This is a genomic window from Cellulomonas sp. Leaf395 (assembly GCF_001424125.1).
In the GTDB taxonomy this organism is placed as follows: domain Bacteria; phylum Actinomycetota; class Actinomycetes; order Actinomycetales; family Cellulomonadaceae; genus Cellulomonas.
Genome location: NZ_LMQI01000005.1, coordinates 921,374 through 938,025, shown reverse-complemented (window position 1 = coordinate 938,025; position 16,652 = coordinate 921,374). Strand labels below are relative to the sequence as shown.

The 16,652-nt window shown below is 72.8% G+C and carries 17 protein-coding genes and 1 pseudogene; 9 read left to right on the top strand and 9 right to left on the bottom strand.

Annotation, left to right across the window (positions count from 1 at the left end; genetic code table 11):
- Positions 1 to 4: 4 nt before the first annotated feature.
- Positions 5 to 1,750: a glycosyltransferase gene (locus tag ASG23_RS18900; RefSeq protein WP_056028184.1), complete on the top strand. Its 1,746-nt coding sequence runs from the start codon at positions 5 to 7 to the stop codon at positions 1,748 to 1,750.
- Between the two features lie 43 nt (positions 1,751 to 1,793).
- Here the strand turns inward: ASG23_RS18900 and ASG23_RS18895 are convergent, their stop codons facing one another.
- The 3 genes from ASG23_RS18895 to ASG23_RS18885 all read right to left on the bottom strand — a co-directional run bounded on the left by ASG23_RS18895 (position 1,794) and on the right by ASG23_RS18885 (position 4,418).
- The gene (locus ASG23_RS18895) at positions 1,794 to 2,411 is read right to left on the bottom strand and encodes a dihydrofolate reductase family protein (RefSeq protein ID WP_056028181.1); all 618 of its coding nucleotides are present in this window, start codon (positions 2,409 to 2,411) and stop codon (positions 1,794 to 1,796) included.
- Between the two features lie 103 nt (positions 2,412 to 2,514).
- The gene (locus ASG23_RS18890) at positions 2,515 to 3,645 is read right to left on the bottom strand and encodes an epoxide hydrolase family protein (RefSeq protein WP_056028178.1); all 1,131 of its coding nucleotides are present in this window, start codon (positions 3,643 to 3,645) and stop codon (positions 2,515 to 2,517) included.
- 89 nt (positions 3,646 to 3,734) lie between these two features.
- Entirely contained in the window at positions 3,735 to 4,418 is a 684-nt protein-coding gene (locus ASG23_RS18885; protein ID WP_056028175.1) for a helix-turn-helix transcriptional regulator, read from the bottom strand.
- A gap of 133 nt (positions 4,419 to 4,551) precedes the next feature.
- On the opposite strand from ASG23_RS18885, the gene ASG23_RS18880 reads away from it, so the two are divergent.
- The gene (locus ASG23_RS18880; protein WP_056028659.1) at positions 4,552 to 5,103 is read left to right on the top strand and encodes a DUF1269 domain-containing protein; all 552 of its coding nucleotides are present in this window, start codon (positions 4,552 to 4,554) and stop codon (positions 5,101 to 5,103) included.
- A gap of 1 nt (position 5,104) precedes the next feature.
- Here the strand turns inward: ASG23_RS18880 and ASG23_RS18875 are convergent, their stop codons facing one another.
- The gene (locus ASG23_RS18875) at positions 5,105 to 5,539 is read right to left on the bottom strand and encodes a transferase (protein WP_235521248.1); all 435 of its coding nucleotides are present in this window, start codon (positions 5,537 to 5,539) and stop codon (positions 5,105 to 5,107) included.
- A gap of 161 nt (positions 5,540 to 5,700) precedes the next feature.
- Here ASG23_RS18875 and ASG23_RS18870 point away from each other — a divergent pair, with 161 nt between their 5' ends.
- The 3 genes from ASG23_RS18870 to ASG23_RS18860 are packed head-to-tail and all read left to right on the top strand — an operon-like array spanning position 5,701 to position 7,339.
- Positions 5,701 to 6,123: a ChaB family protein gene (locus tag ASG23_RS18870; RefSeq protein ID WP_056028172.1), complete on the top strand. Its 423-nt coding sequence runs from the start codon at positions 5,701 to 5,703 to the stop codon at positions 6,121 to 6,123.
- The gene (locus ASG23_RS18865; RefSeq protein ID WP_200941641.1) at positions 6,120 to 6,959 is read left to right on the top strand and encodes an alpha/beta fold hydrolase; all 840 of its coding nucleotides are present in this window, start codon (positions 6,120 to 6,122) and stop codon (positions 6,957 to 6,959) included. Before ASG23_RS18870 ends, ASG23_RS18865 begins: the two co-directional genes overlap by 4 nt.
- A complete protein-coding gene (locus ASG23_RS18860; protein ID WP_056028170.1) occupies positions 6,956 to 7,339 on the top strand; it encodes a HipA domain-containing protein in 384 nt (127 codons plus the stop codon). Before ASG23_RS18865 ends, ASG23_RS18860 begins: the two co-directional genes overlap by 4 nt.
- Here the strand turns inward: ASG23_RS18860 and ASG23_RS18855 are convergent.
- The 4 genes from ASG23_RS18855 to ASG23_RS18840 are packed head-to-tail and all read right to left on the bottom strand — an operon-like array spanning position 7,313 to position 10,733.
- Positions 7,313 to 7,675 (bottom strand): cupin domain-containing protein, encoded by a 363-nt coding sequence (locus ASG23_RS18855; RefSeq protein ID WP_056028167.1) that lies wholly within the window; start codon positions 7,673 to 7,675, stop codon positions 7,313 to 7,315. The two genes, ASG23_RS18860 and ASG23_RS18855, sit on opposite strands and share 27 nt — an antisense overlap.
- A complete protein-coding gene (locus ASG23_RS18850; protein ID WP_082516326.1) occupies positions 7,672 to 9,024 on the bottom strand; it encodes a DNA polymerase IV in 1,353 nt (450 codons plus the stop codon). The genes ASG23_RS18855 and ASG23_RS18850 overlap by 4 nt, the downstream gene beginning before the upstream one ends.
- A 31-nt stretch (positions 9,025 to 9,055) precedes the next feature.
- Entirely contained in the window at positions 9,056 to 9,772 is a 717-nt protein-coding gene (locus ASG23_RS18845; RefSeq protein WP_268760899.1) for an alpha/beta fold hydrolase, read from the bottom strand.
- Between the two features lie 52 nt (positions 9,773 to 9,824).
- Positions 9,825 to 10,733, bottom strand: coding sequence for a matrixin family metalloprotease (locus tag ASG23_RS18840; RefSeq protein ID WP_056028162.1), 909 nt, complete (start codon positions 10,731 to 10,733; stop codon positions 9,825 to 9,827).
- Positions 10,734 to 10,823: 90 nt separating this feature from the next.
- On the opposite strand from ASG23_RS18840, the gene ASG23_RS18835 reads away from it, so the two are divergent.
- Positions 10,824 to 11,723 (top strand): aminoglycoside phosphotransferase family protein, encoded by a 900-nt coding sequence (locus ASG23_RS18835; protein ID WP_082516370.1) that lies wholly within the window; start codon positions 10,824 to 10,826, stop codon positions 11,721 to 11,723.
- Here the strand turns inward: ASG23_RS18835 and ASG23_RS18830 are convergent, their stop codons facing one another.
- A complete protein-coding gene (locus tag ASG23_RS18830) occupies positions 11,724 to 12,245 on the bottom strand; it encodes an Lrp/AsnC family transcriptional regulator (RefSeq protein WP_056028156.1) in 522 nt (173 codons plus the stop codon).
- A gap of 98 nt (positions 12,246 to 12,343) precedes the next feature.
- Between ASG23_RS18830 and ald the strand changes: the two genes are divergently transcribed.
- From ald to ASG23_RS18815, 3 genes and pseudogenes are all read left to right on the top strand, one after another.
- Entirely contained in the window at positions 12,344 to 13,462 is a 1,119-nt protein-coding gene (ald, locus tag ASG23_RS18825) for an alanine dehydrogenase (RefSeq protein WP_056028153.1), read from the top strand.
- Positions 13,463 to 13,471: 9 nt separating this feature from the next.
- A complete protein-coding gene (locus tag ASG23_RS18820) occupies positions 13,472 to 14,476 on the top strand; it encodes an NAD-dependent epimerase/dehydratase family protein (protein WP_157465745.1) in 1,005 nt (334 codons plus the stop codon).
- A 28-nt stretch (positions 14,477 to 14,504) separates the two neighbouring features.
- A pseudogene (locus tag ASG23_RS18815) lies at positions 14,505 to 16,610 on the top strand (M3 family metallopeptidase).
- Positions 16,611 to 16,652 lie beyond the last annotated feature (42 nt).

The following is a 16,652-nucleotide window of genomic DNA, read 5'->3' as shown; positions in this document are numbered from 1 at the left end:
CGCGATGGCCGAGTCGGTCACCACGACCACCTGGCAGCGCCGGGCGGCCCGCCTCGGCTGGGTCGCAGTCGGCCTGGGTGCCCTTGCTCTCGGCCTTCTCGTCTGGGCGATCTGGCTCGTGGCCACGGCACACGCACCCGTCGTCGACGAGTCGCCGGGACCCGTCCTCGACCTGGTCATGGCCGTCCTCCCCGTCGAGCTCGACATCGGCGCGCCGCGGCCCACCGTCCTGCTCGCGCTCGGGCTCGGCCTCGCCGCCCTGCTGGTCACGGTCGTCGCCCTGCAGGCGGCGAACGCCTTGCGCGTCCTGTCCAGCCGTCGGCAGGTCACCGAGCCGCTACCAGGAGAGACGTCCGCGGTGGGTCGTCGGATCCTCGGGGCGGCCGCGATGCGCAGCCTCGAGCTCGACGTGACGCCCGAGTGGCCTGCGTCCGCCCTGCCGGCGCTCGCACCGACGGTGGTCCGGTGCACGGTGCTGCTGCCCGCTCACGACGAGGCCGCGATCATCGGCGCGTCGATCGACTCGCTGCTGAGCCAGACGCGCTCGGCGGACCGGATCCTCGTGGTCGCCGACAACTGCACCGACGCGACCGTGGAGATCGCCTTGGCGCGCGGTGTGGAGGTGTTCGAGACGGTCGGCAACACCGAGGCGAAGGCCGGCGGGCTCAACCAGGCTCTGGCGGAGCTCCTGCCCGGCAGCGTGGTCGAGGACGTGTACCTGATCATGGATGCCGACTCGACGATCACTCCGGACTTCCTGGAGACCGCCCTCGGCCTGATGGAGTCCGACGCGGACCTGATGGCCGTCGGCGGACTGTTCGCCGGTGAGGACGGCGCCGGTGTGATGGGTCAGCTGCAGCGCAACGAGTTCACGCGCTACCAGCGCGTCATCGGTCGGCGCGAGGGGAACCTCTTCGTGCTGACCGGCACGGCGTCGGTCTTCCGCGGGTACGCGCTCGCCACGATCGCCCAGGCGCGCGAGTCGCTGATCCCCGGCTACCGGGGCGGCGTGTACGACACCCTGGCGATGACAGAGGACAACGAGATCACCCTGGCGCTGAAGTCCCTCGGCGCGAAGATGATCTCTCCGCCGCAGTGCCGGGTCACCACCGAGGTCATGCCGACCTGGCGCGACCTTCGAAAGCAGCGGCTGCGCTGGCAGCGGGGGGCGCTGGAGAACGTCGGAGCGTACGGCTTCACGCGCACCACCGCGTTGTACTGGTCCCAGCAGCTCGGGCTCGCGTACGGCGCCATCGCACTGCACTCCTACGTCGCGCTCATGGCGATCGGCGTTCTGTCGGTGAACGGCCTGCGCTGGCAGCCGTTCTGGGTCGCGATCGGCTGCGTCTTCCTCGCCGAGCGCGTCGTCACGGCATGGGGCGCCGGCTGGCGGGGCAGAGCAGTCGCCGCGGTGATCTTCTTCGAGCTGTCCTACTCGCTGTTCCTGCAGTGGGCGTTCGCGACGGCCCTCACGCACATCGTCACCCGGCGCGGGAAAGGGTGGAACGACGTGCCCCGGCCGGCCGTCGCCGCGGCCGTGCTCGCCGTCCCGGTGGCCGGTGCGCTGGGCGCGCAGTGGAACCCGATCTCCGCAGAAACGATGCAGTCGAGCTGGGTCGAGGCCCTCGCGATCTTCGTCGGCGTCAACACCTTGATCTTCGCGACGCTGAGTGTGTTCCAGATGCTCCCGCCGATCCGGAAGACCATCCACGAGATGCGCGCCAGACGGGCTGCGGCACCCCCCGTCTAGGTGTGCTCGGTCCGCCCGCGCGGCATCCGCCAGGCCGGCGCGATCAGCTGTCGGAGCCCGGCACCTTGTCGGTGACGTCGGCGTAGGTCTGGCTGCCGGGCAGCTCGCTGGGCGCGTAGACGAGGTGCGCGACACCGGTGGGGAAGATGTCGGAGCGCAGCAGCCGCAGGGGGTAGATGGGCTCGCCCTCGTCGAACAGCCGCTCGCCGCGGCGGGCCGCGACGGGGTGGACGAGCAGGCTCAGCTGGTCGATGAGCCCGGCCGCGAGCAGCTGGCGGACCACCGAGATCGACCCGGCGATCAGGATCTTGCCGATGGTCGGGTCGGCCTTGAGCGCGGTGACAGCCTCGACGAGGTCGCCCTGGACGGCCTCGGCGTTGCGCCAGCCGAGGTCCTGGCTGCCGCGGGTGACGACGACCTTGCGGATGTCGCCGAGCTGCGCCGCGAACGTCGCGTCCTCCCCGCCCGCGGTCTCGCGGTCCGGCCAGGCGCCGGCGAAGCTGTCGTACGTCACGCGCCCGAGCAGCAGGACGTCGACGTCCTCGTAGTCCTCGCCGACCACGGCGCCCATGTTCTCGTCGAAGTACGGGAAGTGCCACGCCGGGTCGATCTCGACGACGCCGTCGAGCGAGATGAACAGGGTGGAGACGATCGTCGCCATCGGGGTCCTCCAGGGGTCGTCGTCGCCGCACACGCGCTGCGCGGTCTGTCGACACGATCAGACCGCATACCACCACATCCGGCCATCCCCACCTCGCCCCGGCTCAGCCGACCGGCACCGCCGCGAGGAACTGGCGGATGTCGCCGGCGAGCTCGTCCGGTCGCTCCATCGCCGGGAAGTGCCCGCCCCGGGGGTGCTCGGCCCAGAACTCCAGGTGCCCGTCGGGGTCGAGGATCCGGCGCATCAGCGGCTCGACGCCGAACGCGACCATGCCCTGGGGACGGTCGTGGGTTCGCCCCCAGGCCATCGACGCGTGCGCGGCCTCGTAGAGAAGGTTCGCACCGCCGTCGCCGCCTCGACCGAACCAGGCGACGCTCACCAGCGTGAGGAGCTGGTCGAGGTCGACGGCGTCCTCGGGGAGCTCACGCTCGGGGTCGGTCCACTCGCGCAGCTTCTCGACGATCCAGGTCAGCTGCATGACGGGGGAGTCGGTCAGCCCGTACGCGACGCTCAGGGGCCGGGTCGTCTGCACCTGCAGGTAGCCGAAGTCCTCCGCCCGGGCGGACTTGAGGCCCTCGTGCCGCGCCTTCTCCTCGTCGGTCAGGTGGTCGGTGGGCGGGGTGTACGCGGTCGCGATGGCGCCGGGGTCGGTGGTGACCAGGGAGGCGATCACCCGCTCGCCGGCGTCGAGGCACAGCTGCTCGCTGATCCCCGCGCCGACGTCACCGCCGACCACGGCGTACCGCTCGTAGCCGAGGGCGCGCATGATCCCGTCGAACGCCTCGGCGGTCCGCACGATGTCCCACCCGTGGCCCGTCAGCGGCGTCGAGAAGCCGAACCCGGGGATCGACGGCACGACGACGTGGAACGCCGGACCGTCTGTCGGGTCGGCGAGGGCGGGGGCGAGCGCGGCGAACTCGACGAACGACGCGGGGTACCCGTGGCACAGCAGAAGGGGTGTGGCGTGCTCGTGGTCGGAGCGCACGTGCAGCCCGTGGATCGGTTGGCCGTCGACGTCGGCGAGGAACTGGGGCAGGCGGTTGAGCCGCTGCTCCTGGGCGCGCCAGTCGAAGCCCGTGCGCCAGTGCTCGGCGAGACGTCGTGCGTAGGACACGGGCGTGCCGCGTTCCCAGCCGGGCGTGAGGTCGGCTGGCCAGCGGGTGCGGCCGAGCCGGTCGTCCAGGTCGGCGAGCTCCGCGGTCGGGACCGCGATCTCGTACGGTCGGATGTCCATGGCGGTCTTGTCCTCTCCGTCGGCGTGGTGCGTGCTCTCCGAGCCAACCCGAACGCCTGGCGGGTGTCTTGAACCGGGACGACACCGGCTCAGACGGGCTCGCCCCGGCCCTGCGACTGACCGGGCGTGTATCCGGTGAGCCGCTTGAGCTCGCGCGTCAGGTGGGACTGGTCCGCGTAGCCGAGCTGGTGGGCGACCGCGGCGATCGCCTCGCCGCGCTGCAGGCGCGCCACGGCTTCGCGTGCGCGGGAGATCCGGCGCACCTCGCGAGGGCTCATCCCGGTGGCGTGCGTGAAGTGCCGCTCGACCGAGCGGGGCGACAGCGGCACCGCGTCGCCGTCGAGCGCGGCCTCCACGACGTCGTCGTGCGCCAGCAGCCCGCCGTCGGCGAACGACTCGACGAGGGCGTCGACCAGCTCGTCGTCCGTCCCGGGGAACGGCCACGCCGATCCCGCCAGCAGGAACAGGCCGGGGGAGGGCATCGCGAGCGTCTCGGTGCGGTCCCGCATCGAGCCGACGGGGACGTGCGTGAAGTAGGCGCCAGGGGCGAACCGGATGCCCACGTTCCGGTTGCCGGCCGTGTACGGTACCGGCGTGGGCTGCGTCGACGGGCCGCTGAGCAGCACGCGGTGGAGCTCACCGGCGATCGTGAAGATCATGTCCCACCGCGCGTCGGCGGACGCAAGGTACGTCCCGTCGCTGGTGTCGTGGGTGTGCCAGACGACATCGACGAACACCGACGAAGACGCTCGCTCCTCGTAGAGGAAGCTCATGCCCGTCGAGCGTAGACCGGGTGCGCTCGGTGCCCCGCGCGTGCGGTGTGGGCGCGGGCAACAACTGCGCTCAGACGCCCCACGGGTCTACGGTCGGTATCGCACATCGACTCAGCAGATGAAGGAGCTCTCCATGTCGGACGACCAGTCCACCGACGTCGTCGCCGCCCTCTCGGACGGCGCGTACACCCTCTTCGTGGCCGAATTCTCGGACACGGACACGGCGTGGGCCGCGTACGAGTCGCTCAAGGCGATCGAGGACGGCAGGACGATCGAGATCGACGGCGTCATCGTCGTCAACCGCGCCACGGACGGGACCCTGGAGATCCAGAAGGCGACCGACCACAGCACCCGGCACGGCCTGACCTGGGGCGTCGTCGGTGGCGTCGCGCTCGGGCTGATCTTCCCGCCGACGATCATCGGGAGCGCCGCGGTGCTGGGTGCCGTCGGTGCGGCGACCGGCAAGGCCCGCGAGATCAAGCACCGCAAGGAGCTGTCCGAGGAGCTCCAGGGCGCGATCGCCCCCGGGCACTCCGGGCTGGTCGCGCTGGTCTCCGACCCGGGTGCGGTCGAGATCCGCAAGGCGCTGGTGAAGGCGGACGCGATCGTCGAGAAGGCGATCGACAAGGTCGAGGCCGACGAGATCAAGGCGGCCGCCGAGGCGGCCAAGGCCGAGGCGAGCTGAGCTAGGCCGCGGTCTGGAAGTCCGAGCTGCGCGCCCGGCGTCGGTCGAGCACCACGCCGCGGTCGGCGACCCGGGCGTCGATGGCGACCCGGGCGCCGGCCGCGACGACCACGCTCGTACCGAGCCGGGCGTTCGCGCCGATCCGGGCACCGTCGCCGATCCGTGAGCCGGAGCCGAGGTGCGCGTTCTGCCCGACCGTGACGTCGGTACCGATCCGCGCGCCGGACTCGATCCAGCAGCCGGGGCCCACGTGGGTGCCGTCGCCGAGCACCGATCCGGACTCGACGTACGCGGACTCGTGCACCGTGGCGCTCTCGGCCACCGTCGCGGTGACCTCGACCAGGCCACCGCCGTTCGGGTGGCGCCGGTACCTGCGGACCGCACCGTCGACGCTCTCGATCTGGACGGCGCAGGCTCGCACCTCGGTGTCTGTCACGTCACGCTCCTGGTCTGCTCGGCTCCACGTGCGTCGTCGCAGACGTGGCGGTCAAGCCATCATCTGAGGCGGCTGGGCACCCGACCAGTGACCAAAGGCCCGGTGGCGACCGTCGGCGCGGCGGGCGACGATCGTCGAGAACCGAGACGGGGTGGTGACCCATGCCCAAGACGACGCGATCCGGAGCCGCCCGGCAGAGCGAGCTGCCGAGCACGTTGCAACGCTCCGGCCAGTGGGCGCAACGGACGTTCGCGCACGCGTACGACGCGGCGATCGAGCAGTACGACGGCGACGAGGAGCGCGCGCACCGCGTCGCGTTCGCCGCGTTGAAGCACACCCACGAGAAGGTCGGCGACAGCTGGCGCCCGAAGGCCGAGCCCGGGCCGTCGGACCAGCACGCCGAGGAGGGGTACGGCTCGGACGCGCCGACGGCGGGCGGGGTCGACGCCAACGCGAGCAAGGCGCACCTGTACGACGTGGCGACGGAGCTCGGCATCGCCGGGCGCTCGCGGATGCGCAAGGACGAGCTGGTCGAGGCGATCGAGAAGGAGAACGACCGCCGCAGCCGGCAGGCGCGTCAGTGACGGAGCGGATGGTCGACGTGGCCGACGGGGTGCGGCTGTGCGTCGACGTCTCCGGCGCAGGGGAGCCGCTGGTGCTCGTGCACGGCGCGGGCTGCTCGCTGGTCGCGTGGCCGGACGGTCTGGTCGAGCTGCTGGCGCGGCACCACCGGGTGCTGCGCTACGACGCACGAGACCAGGGCCGGTCGACGACGTGGCCGGTGGGGAAGCCGGGCTACGGGATGCGGGACGCGGTGGACGACGTGCTCGCGCTCCTCGACGAGGAGGGTCTCGACCGCGCGCACGTGCTGGGGGTCTCGGGCGGGGGTCTGGTGGGGCAGCTCCTGGCGCTCGACCACCCGGCTCGGGTGGCCACCCTGACGTTGGTGAGCTGCACGCCGGGCTCGGCGGGGCTGCCGGGGATGTCCGACGACCTGCGCGCGTTCTTCGACGGCGGCACCGACGAGCCCGACTGGGGCGACCGCGACGCGGTCGTCGCCTACCTGACGGAGCTCGAACGGCCGTTCCAGCGGGGCGGTTTCGACGAGGCGCTCCAGCGGGTGATCGCGCAGCGCACCGTGGACCGGTCGAGAGACCTTCGAGCCGCCCTCACCAACCCGTACCTCGTCGACCCCGGTCCGTCGTGCCGGGACCGGCTCGTGGAGCTGTCGGCGCCGACGCTGGTGGTCCACGGCGACGACGACCCGCTGTTCCCGCTGGCCCACGGCGAGGCGCTGGCGCGGGAGATCCCGGGTGCTGAGCTCCTCGTCCTGCCTGGCGCCGGCCACGGCGTGCCGCCGCGGAGCGCCTGGCCGGAGCTGGTCGCCCGGATGGAGTCCCGCTGCGCCTCGCGACCTTGACCGTCGCCATCGGCACCACCGACGCCCACGCCAAGAACCACTCGTTCGTCCGCCACCCCGACGGCGCACGCCTGAACCTCGCCCCGGCCTACGACGTCTCGATGCACGAGCACACGACGGTCTCCTCCGGACGCCTCGCTCTCGAGGTGGCCGGCAAGGACACGATCGCGTCGATCAGGGTCGACGACCTCGCCGACGAGGGGGGGTCCTGGGGGATGGCGCCGCCGCGCGCACAGCGGGTCGTTGCGCAGACCCTGCAGGCGATCGGCGACGCGCTCGCGGACATCGACCGGGACGCGCAGCCCGGTGTTCCGGCGGAGGCGTGGGAGAACGTCGAGCAGCGCCTCGGGCGGCTAGCCGGGCAGCTCCCGCGTCTCTGACGTGCGGGCGCCTCCGGCATCACCCGTGTTCGGCGTGCCCGCGAGCTCGACCAGCAGTGCCGAGACTTCCTCGTCGGCCCTCGGGCAGTGCTCGACGCCGCGAGGGACGACGTAGACGTCCTGGGGACCGAGCACGACGTCGCCGTCGCGGAGCTGGATGGTCAGGGACCCGGCGACGACGACGAACATCTCGTCGGTGTCGGGATGGGTGTGCCAGACGAACTCGCCGTGCAGCTTGACCACCTTGACCTCGTGGTCGTTGAACCGGGCGAGAAGGTGCGGCTGCCACGGGCCAGGCACCTGGTCCAGCGCGGTCTGGATGTTGCGCAGGGTCATCCGTCGAGCGTACGAGGTAGCGGCGGCACGAGCAGCAGCGGGTCGGCGTCGAGGTCGAGCACCTGCGAGCGTGCGGGCGGGGTGTCGACGCTCTCGAACCGGACCGTCGCCTGCCGACCCCGGACGTGCACCACCCAGCCGCGGCCGAGGGACTCGTGCTCGATGTCGAGGCCCGGACGCGCGTTCTGCTCGGTGAGCAGCCCGAGCATCGCCGGGCCGTCCGCCGGTTCGTCGACGGCCACCGGGACGGTCTCCTCCGAGTCCCACGGCAACGTCAGCTGTGCGTGCGCGGACAGGTTGTGGAACGAGACGCCCAGCAGCCGCACGGAGTCGCTGATGCCGGCCGCGCGGGCCGCCTGGTGCGCGGCGGCGCGCAGCTCGGCGGGCTCCGCACTCGGCTGGGGGAGCGTGACGGATCGCGTCAGCGTGGTGAAGTCGGCGAACCGGACCTTGGCGACGACCGTCCGTGCGCCGCCCCCGTGCGCGGTCAGGCGGCGCAGCGCCTCGTCGGTGACCCGGTCGACGGCAGCGGCGATCAGGTCCGTCCCGAAGATGTCCTGGGCGAACGTGCGCTCCGCGCCCACCGACTTGCGCTCACCGCTGGGTGCGACAGGCCGGGGGTCGATGCCACGCGCGAGTCGGAACAGGTTGACGCCGGACGACTCGCCCACCGTCATGGTGAGGATGTCGAGCGGCTGACGGCGCAGGTCCGCGACCGTGCGGACGTCGAGCCGCTCCAGGGCCGCCGCCGTCGCCGGACCGATACCGGGCACCGCGCGCACCGGCAGCGGCAGGAGGAAGCCGTCCTCGTCGGCAGGCTCGACGACGAGCAACCCGTCCGGCTTGCCCGCATCGGAGGCCAGCTTGGCGACGAGCTTGGTCCGGCCGATGCCGATGGAGACCGCGAGGCCGGTGCGCTCGCGGATCCGTGCCCGGACCTCGGTGGCCGCACCGGCGGGGTCGTCGGCGAACGGGCCGGCCTCCAGGTCGACGAAGGCCTCGTCGATGCTCAGTGGCTCGACCAGCTCGGACAACGTCCCCAGCTCGGCCATGATGACGCGCGAGTACGCCGAGTAGGCCTCGAAGCGGGGGAAGAGCACGGCCGCCGCAGGGCTGAGCCGGCGTGCGCGGCTCATCGACATCGCGGACCGTGCCCCCGCGCGGCGGGCCTCGTAGGACGCCGTGGAGACGACGCCGCGCGGGCCGGTCCCGCCGACGAGCACCGGTCGGCCGCGCAGGGACGGCTTGTCCCGTTGCTCGACGGCGGCGAAGAACGAGTCCGCGTCGGCGTGCAGCACGGTCGCGCGGGTCCGCAGCCGGGAGGCGTCGGCGAGCTGCGCGGGGTCCACGCCCCCTACTGTGCCTCGCTGAGCGCGTGGCTCACGCGAGGGCGAGGCCGCCGCGGTGACGCAGCTCGTGCAGGGCGTCGAGCAGGATGCGGTTGAACGCGACGGGCGCGTGGGCGTTCACGTCGTGACCTGCGCGCGGGACGACCGTCAGCCGCGTCCCTGGGCGGGCCTCGAGGTAGCGGCGCTCGTCGAGCCGCAGCGGGTCACGGCGACCGTTGACCAGCCACACGGGCACCGCCGTGCCACGCAGGTCCGCCAGCGGCGAGTAGCCCGCGAGCGCCGTGAGCATGTCGGTCACCACGTGCCAGTTCGGGCCACCCAGCCGCAGTGCTCGCGCGAGCATCCCGGAGGCGCGCCGGTAGGCGGCGAGGGGCTTGCCCTTGATCTCCGTCGAGCAGCCCGCCAGGACCACGCCCGCGATCTTGTGCTCGTGCTGGCGTGCGTACGCGAGGCTCGTGTAGCCGCCGAGGGAGAGCCCGACCAGCAGCGGGGGCTCGGGGCAGGCCTCGACGGCGTCGTCGATGGCCGCCAGGGCGCCGTCCAGGCTGAAGCGTTCGTGCGACCGTCGTCCGTGCCCCGGCAGGTCGATCGCGACCGTGAGGTGTCCCGAGCGCTCGAGCGCGTCCACCTGCCGACGCCAGATCACGGACGAGGTCCGTGTGCCGTGCACGAGCACGATCGGGCGACGGGGGATGACGGGCTCCTCAAGGGCTGGCGGTGGTGACGCGTCTCTGGCGAGGGTACGCAACCAGGCTGGGAGTTCCGTGTGAGGTCGTGCGGACCGGATGTGAAGGGTTAGGTCAGACGTCCGGCGCACACTCGCCGGTGCCGAGCGCGGCGAGCCCGGCGAGGTCACCGGTGCCGAAGTCGGAGATCGCGAGGCTGGTGCTCGGGTACATGAGCTGCGCCCGGTCGTCGACGTGGTCGAGCCCGACCAGGTGGGCGAGCTCGTGGGTGACGACGCCGAGCGCGACCGCCCGGGTGGCCGGTACTGCCGCCAGCGCGCCGATGTCCTCGCTGTCGAGGGTGACCGACCCGGTGACGTAGACCGTCCGGCCGGCTCGCGTCACCGAGGCGGAGCCCGCGATCCCGGCGACGTCGTCCGCCAGCTCGGGCGACTCCGCCGCGGATGACCAGGCGATGAGGACGGGTGCCCAGCGGCGGCCGTAGGCCTCGGGCTGGTACGCCTCGCGGGCCGCGCTCGGTGCTTCCTGCGTGATCCCGTCGTCGACGAACTGGAGCCCGGTCGCGGCCGACACCCGCTCGACCGCGGCCCGGACGTACTCCTCGCTGCCCGCCGGTGCGCCGTCCGGGCGGACGACGTAGTGGATCGGCCGGCACGGGCTGTACGCGACGGGGCCGCCGCCGTCGGGCTGGACGGCGCTGAACGCGAAGCTCCCGGACGTCGCGTGCCGATCCGGCGGCGGGGCACCCAGGGGGAGCGCCGACTCCTCCAGTCCCGCCGGTGGACCGAACGCCGACGACGTCGACGTCCACCAGAGGCTCCCTGCAGCCACCACCCCGATCAGCATGGCACCCAGCACCAGGATGGCGGGTCGCGGTCCTCGGCGGACGCGTGCCGGCGCGCCGAGGAAGCGGACGACGTTCTCCTCGGCGGCGTACCGAGGGTGCGGCAGGAGCAGCGGGTAGGGTTGCGCACCGCGCGCGTCGACCCAGGGGTTCAGCCCCTGCGGGTCCCCAGCGCTCACTGCGTCACCCCCTTGTGTCCGACGTCGGTCGCCGCAGGATCGCATATGCGGCCGAGATGCGAGAGCCAGAGAGCGAGAGGGAGCGTGCAGGTGTCCGGTGTGGTCGTTCCCGCCATCCTGTGCGACGGCGTCGGCCGCACGCCCGCCGGTGCCGAGTGGATCGGGCGGCTGCCGGTCGTGGTCGCCCGGGCTCGCGAGCGGTGGTCGCTGCAGCTCGGGGCCCCCTTCACGGACGGGTCGGCGTCCTGGTGCGCACCGGCCGCCCTGCAGGACGGCCGGTCGGTGGTCCTGAAGATCTCCTTCCCGCACGACGAGGCGCGCCACGAGGCAGCGGCGCTGCGCGCGTGGCACGGGCACGGTGTCCCGCGGCTGCTCGGGGCGCACGAGGACGACTGGGCGCTGCTGCTGGAGCGCATCGAGCCCGGCACGCCGCTGTCCCGTGCACCGGGGAGCCCGCAGGAGCGCCTGACCACCGCCGCGGACGTCGCCCGGTCGCTGTGGTTCGTCGCTGGTGAGGTCGCAGTCCCGTCGATGGCCGACGTCTGCGCCGGCTGGGCGGACCTGCTGGAGGACCGCGGGTCTCGGCACGGCGTCGATGTCACCGGCGCGGCCCAGCTGCTGCGGACCCTCCCGGGGTGGTCGGACGCGCTGGTGCACGGCGACCTCAACCCCGGCAACATCCTGGCCGCGGGAGAGCGCGGTTGGCTCGCCATCGACCCCAAGCCGATGCGCGGCGACCCGGCGTACGACCTGTGGCCGCTGCTGGAGCAGGTCGACGACCCGTTCGAGCACCCCGACCCGGTGAGCGTGCTGCGCGACCGGGTGGCCCTGCTCGCCGGGCTGCTCGACCTGGACCCCGACCGGATCGCGGCCTGGGCGTTCGCGCGCTCGACCGAGTCGGCGCTGTGGGTCTGGGACCAGCTCCGCGACGAGCCCGGCGGGCGCCACCTCCTGCGCCAGGCCGCCGTCTGGGCCCGGGTGGCGGGCTGATCAGATCGACGCCGTCCCCGGGGCGTGCACGTGCTCGAACACCAGACTGGTCTGGGTGTGGGCGACCTCGGGGCGGGTGCTCAGGTGCTCGAGCACGAAGGCCCGCAGCTCGGGGGAGTCACGCACTGCCACGTGCACGAGCACGTCGTCGACCCCGGCAAGCAGGTACACGTCCCGCACCTCGGGCCGCTGCGCCAACCGGTGCGCCACCTCGGTGAGCCGAGCCCGCGCGGACGGCTGCAGCCGCACGGCGATCATCGCCTGCAGCCCGCGACCGACCGCCTCCGGGTCCACCTGGGCGTGAAAACCGCGCAGGACACCCGACTCTCGCAGGGCGCGGACCCGGGCATGGCACGTCGACGGGGCGATCCCGGCGAGCGCCGCGAGCTCCTTGTTGGAGATCCGGCCGTCGCGCTCGAGCTCACGGAGCAGGCGCCGGTCGACGTCGTCGAGCTCGACGGCGCCGAACGCTGTTCGGCCCGGACCGGAAGACGTCGGGTTGGACGAATCTGTGACGGGCATGGCACGAATCTAGCGAATCATCGCTCGTCGTCACGCGATCGCAACAAAGAAAGTTCAGAATAGGGGAACTGCGACGATCAGCCCGGACGGAGACCACCATGAAGGTCGGCATCCCCAGCGAGGTCAAGAACCACGAGTACCGCGTCGCGCTCACGCCCGCGGGGGTGCACCAGCTGGTCGGGTCCGGTCACCAGGTGCTGATCCAGGCCGGAGCCGGGCTGGGCTCGGCCATCAGCGACGAGCAGTTCGCCACCGCCGGGGCGACGATCCTCGCCGACGCGGCCGAGGTCTGGGGGAGCGCGGACCTCGTCTGCAAGGTCAAGGAACCGGTGCCGTCCGAGTACGGCCACCTGCGCGACGACCTCGTCCTGTTCACCTACCTGCATCTCGCGGCCGACCGGCCGGCCACCGACGCCCTGCTCGCGGCCGGGACCACGTCCCTCGCCTACGAGACGGTGCAGCTGCCCGACGGGTCCCTGCCGCTGCTCGCCCCGATGAGCGAGGTCGCCGGCCGGCTCGCCACCCAGGTCGGCGCCTACCACCTCATGAAGAACGAGGGCGGCGCCGGGGTCCTGCTCGGCGGTGTCCCCGGCGTGGACGCCGCGAAGGTGGTCGTGCTCGGTGGTGGGGTCGTCGGCCGGCACGCCGCCGAGATCGCCGTGGGGATGCGCGCCGACGTCGCGGTGCTCGACCTGTCCATGCCGCGGCTGCGGGACACCGACTCCGCCTTCGGCGGACGCGTCCGCACCATCGCGTCCAGCGCCTACGCGATCGAGCGCGAGGTCCTCGACGCCGACCTCGTCATCGGCGCCGTGCTGGTGCCCGGCGCGCGCGCACCGCACCTCGTCACCAACGAGCTGGTCGCCCGTATGCGGCCCGGCTCCGTCCTGGTCGATGTCGCCGTCGACCAGGGCGGCTGCTTCGAGGACACGCGCCCCACCACGCACGACGACCCGACGTTCCGGGTGCACGGGTCCGTCTTCTACTGCGTCGCCAACATGCCCGGCGCCGTCCCCGTCACGTCCACCCGGGCACTGACCAACGTGACGCTGCCGTACCTCAACGCGCTCGCGGACCTCGGGTGGACGGCCGCGACCGCAGCCGACCCCGCCCTCGGCGCGGGGCTGACGACGCACGCCGGGCAGCTCTACAACGCCGCGGTCGGCCGAGCCCACGGCTACCCGACGCACGCGACCGCGGCCGGGGCTCTCGCCTAGCCTCGGACGATGACGACGGCACTGGTGATCGGTGGCAGCGGGCAGATCGGCCGGGCTGTGGTGCCCGCGCTGCTCGGAGACGGCTGGGACGTGCGGGTGCTGGCCCGGAACGACGCGGACGTCGGTGGCGCGCGACTCGTGCTCGGCGATCGCGACGATCCCGCCGCGCTCGACGAGGCCCTCGCCGGTGGTGTGGACGTGCTGGTCGACGTGGTCGCGTACGACGACCGGGAGGCCACCGCGCTGCTCGAGCGGGCCGACCGGATCGGGTCGGCGGTCGTCGTCTCAAGCGCGGCCGTCTACGTCGACGGCGCGGGCGACGGGTTGGAGTCCGCGGAGTTCGGGAGCTTCCCCGTCCCGGTGACGGAGGACCAGCCGACCGTCGGACCCGGGCGCCACACCTACGCGACCGGGAAGGTGGCGCTCGAGCAGGCGTGGTCGGCGTCCCCCGTGCCCACCACGATCCTGCGGCCAGGTGCCATCCACGGACCCGGCTGCGTCCAGCCGCGCGAGTGGTGCTTCGTCAAGCGGGTGCTCGACGGCCGCGACGTGCGCGTGCTCGCCTACGACGGGCTCAGCAGGTTCCACACCACCGCGACCGCGGTCCTGGGCGAGCTGGTCCGGCTGTCGGCGCGGCGGCCGGGGCACCGGGTGCTGAACGCCGCCGACCCGGAGGCGCTCACGGTCGCCGAGATCGCCAGGGCGGTCGACGCGGCCATGGGGGTCACGTCGCGCCTGGTCACCGTCCCGGGCGCTCCGGAGCACGGTCTGGGGCTGACACCCTGGTCCGTGCCGCGACCGCTGGTGCTCGACATGCAGCGGGCGGCGGACGAGCTCGGGTACGTCGCCCCCGGCGGGTACGAGGACACCGTCGGTGCCTGCGTCGCGTGGCTGGTCGAGGCTGCGGCGGCCCGGGACTGGCGCGAGGCCTTCCCCGGCTTCGTCCGCATGGAGGCGATGGGCGACTTCTTCGCGTACGCCGCCGAGGACGCGTTCCTCGCCCGCACGTCGTGAGGGGCGGACGTCGGACCCGTCGGCGATGATGTCCGCCATGCAGCCGACCGATCTCCCTCCCGACCTCCCTGCCGACAATCCTTTTGTAGCCCCCTCCACCCTTCCCTACGGGCTCCCCGACTTCACGCGGATCCGTGAGGAGCACTACCGCCCCGCTCTGCTCGCCGGCATGGCGCAGCAGCGCGCGGAGATCGATGCGATCGCGTCCGACCCCGCCCCGCCGACCGTGGAGAACACGCTCGAGGCGCTCGAACGCTCAGGTCGCCTGCTGCACCGCGCGGTCGAGAGCTTCTACAACCAGTCCAGCGCCGACTCCACCCCCGGGCTCGACGCGATCGAGCAGGAGCTCGCACCGCAGTTCGCTGCGCACCTCGACGCGATCTACCTCGATGAGCGCCTGTTCGCCCGGGTGGCCGCGCTGCAGGCAGACGTCGACTCCGGCGCGCTGGAGCTCGAGCCCGACACCGCGTGACTGCTGCACCGCACGCACACGAAGTTCGTGCGCTCCGGGGTCGGGCTCGACGCGGCGTCGCAGGACCGCCTGCGAGCCCTGAACGCCGAGATCATGAGCCTCGAGGCCGAGTTCGGTCGACTCCTGCTGGCGGCCACGAACGCGGCCGGCGTCCTGGTGACCGACGAGGACGAGCTCGACGGTCTGCCCGAGGACGCCCGCGACGCCGCGGAGCTCGCCGCCCGAGCCCGTGGCCACGAGCAGGGCTGGTTCCTCGAGCTGGCGCTGCCCACACAGCAGGCACCACTGGCCGCGCTGCGCGACCGCGGCCTGCGGGAGCGGGTCTTCCGCGCGTCCGCGGGGCGGGGGGCCTCAGGCCCTCACGACACGCGGCCGACCCTGCTGAGCCTGGCCCGGACGCGTGCCGAGCGCGCCCAGCTGCTGGGGTACGCCCACCACGCGGAGTACGTCGCTGCCGACGCGACCGCGAAGACCGCACAGGCCGTCTCGGACATCCTCGAGCGCCTCGCGCCCGTCGCTGTCGCCAACGCCCGCGACGAGGGCGCCGACCTGGCCGACGCGCTCGGTCACGACCACCCCGGTGCCCGGCTGGAGCCATGGGACTGGCAGTTCTACGCCGAGCAGGTCAAGAAGGAGCGCCGCTCGCTCGACGACGCGGTCCTGCGCCCCTACCTGGAGCTGGAGCGAGTGCTGGCCGACGGGGTGTTCCGCGCGGCGACCGAGCTCTACGGGCTCACCTTCGCGGAGCGCCACGACCTCGTGGGCTACCACCCCGACGTGCGCGTGTTCGAGGTGTTCGACGCGGACGGCAGCGAGCTCGGCCTGTTCCTCGCCGACTTCTGGACGCGTGAGTCCAAGCGCGGCGGTGCGTGGATGAACAACCTCGTCGACCAGTCGACGCTGCTCGACGAGCGTCCCGTGGTGGTCAACAACCTCAACGTCCCCAAGCCTCCCCACGGCGAGCCCACGCTGCTGACCTGGGATCTCGTGATCACGATGTTCCACGAGTTCGGTCACGCCATCCACGGCCTGCTCTCCGCGGTCCGGTGGCCTTCGCAGTCCGGCACCGCCGTCCCGCGGGACTTCGTCGAGTACCCGTCGCAGGTCAACGAGATGTGGGCCTGGGACCCGTCGATCCTGCGCGCGTTCGCCCGGCACCACGAGACGGGCGAGCCCATGCCGTCGGAGTGGGTGGACACGCTGCTCGCGGCCCGTCAGGACGGCGAGGGGTTCGCGACGACTGAGTACCTCGCGGCCGCATTGCTCGACCAGGCCTGGTACCGGCTGTCGCCCGACGAGGTGCCGACCGACGTCGACGAGGTCGAGGCGTTCGAGGCGGCCGCGCTGAAGCGAGCCGGCGTCGACTACGCCCCGGTGCCGCCGCGCTACCGGACCACCTACTTCAACCACATCTTCGCCAGCGGCTACTCGGCCGGGTACTACTCGTACATCTGGTCCGAGGTGCTCGACGCCGACACGGTCGAGTGGTTCCGGGAGAACGGCGGGCTCGACCGTCGCAACGGTGACGAGTTCCGCGCCCGGCTGCTGTCGCGTGGAGGGTCGCTCGACCCGATGGACGCGTTCCGCGACCTGCGTGGACGCGACCCGCTGATCGACCCGCTGCTGGCCCGCCGCGGCCTGCTCGGAGCGGCCACGAGCTGACGGCGGTCGGCCAACCGGAGCAAGTCCGGGGGCCGGTACGGT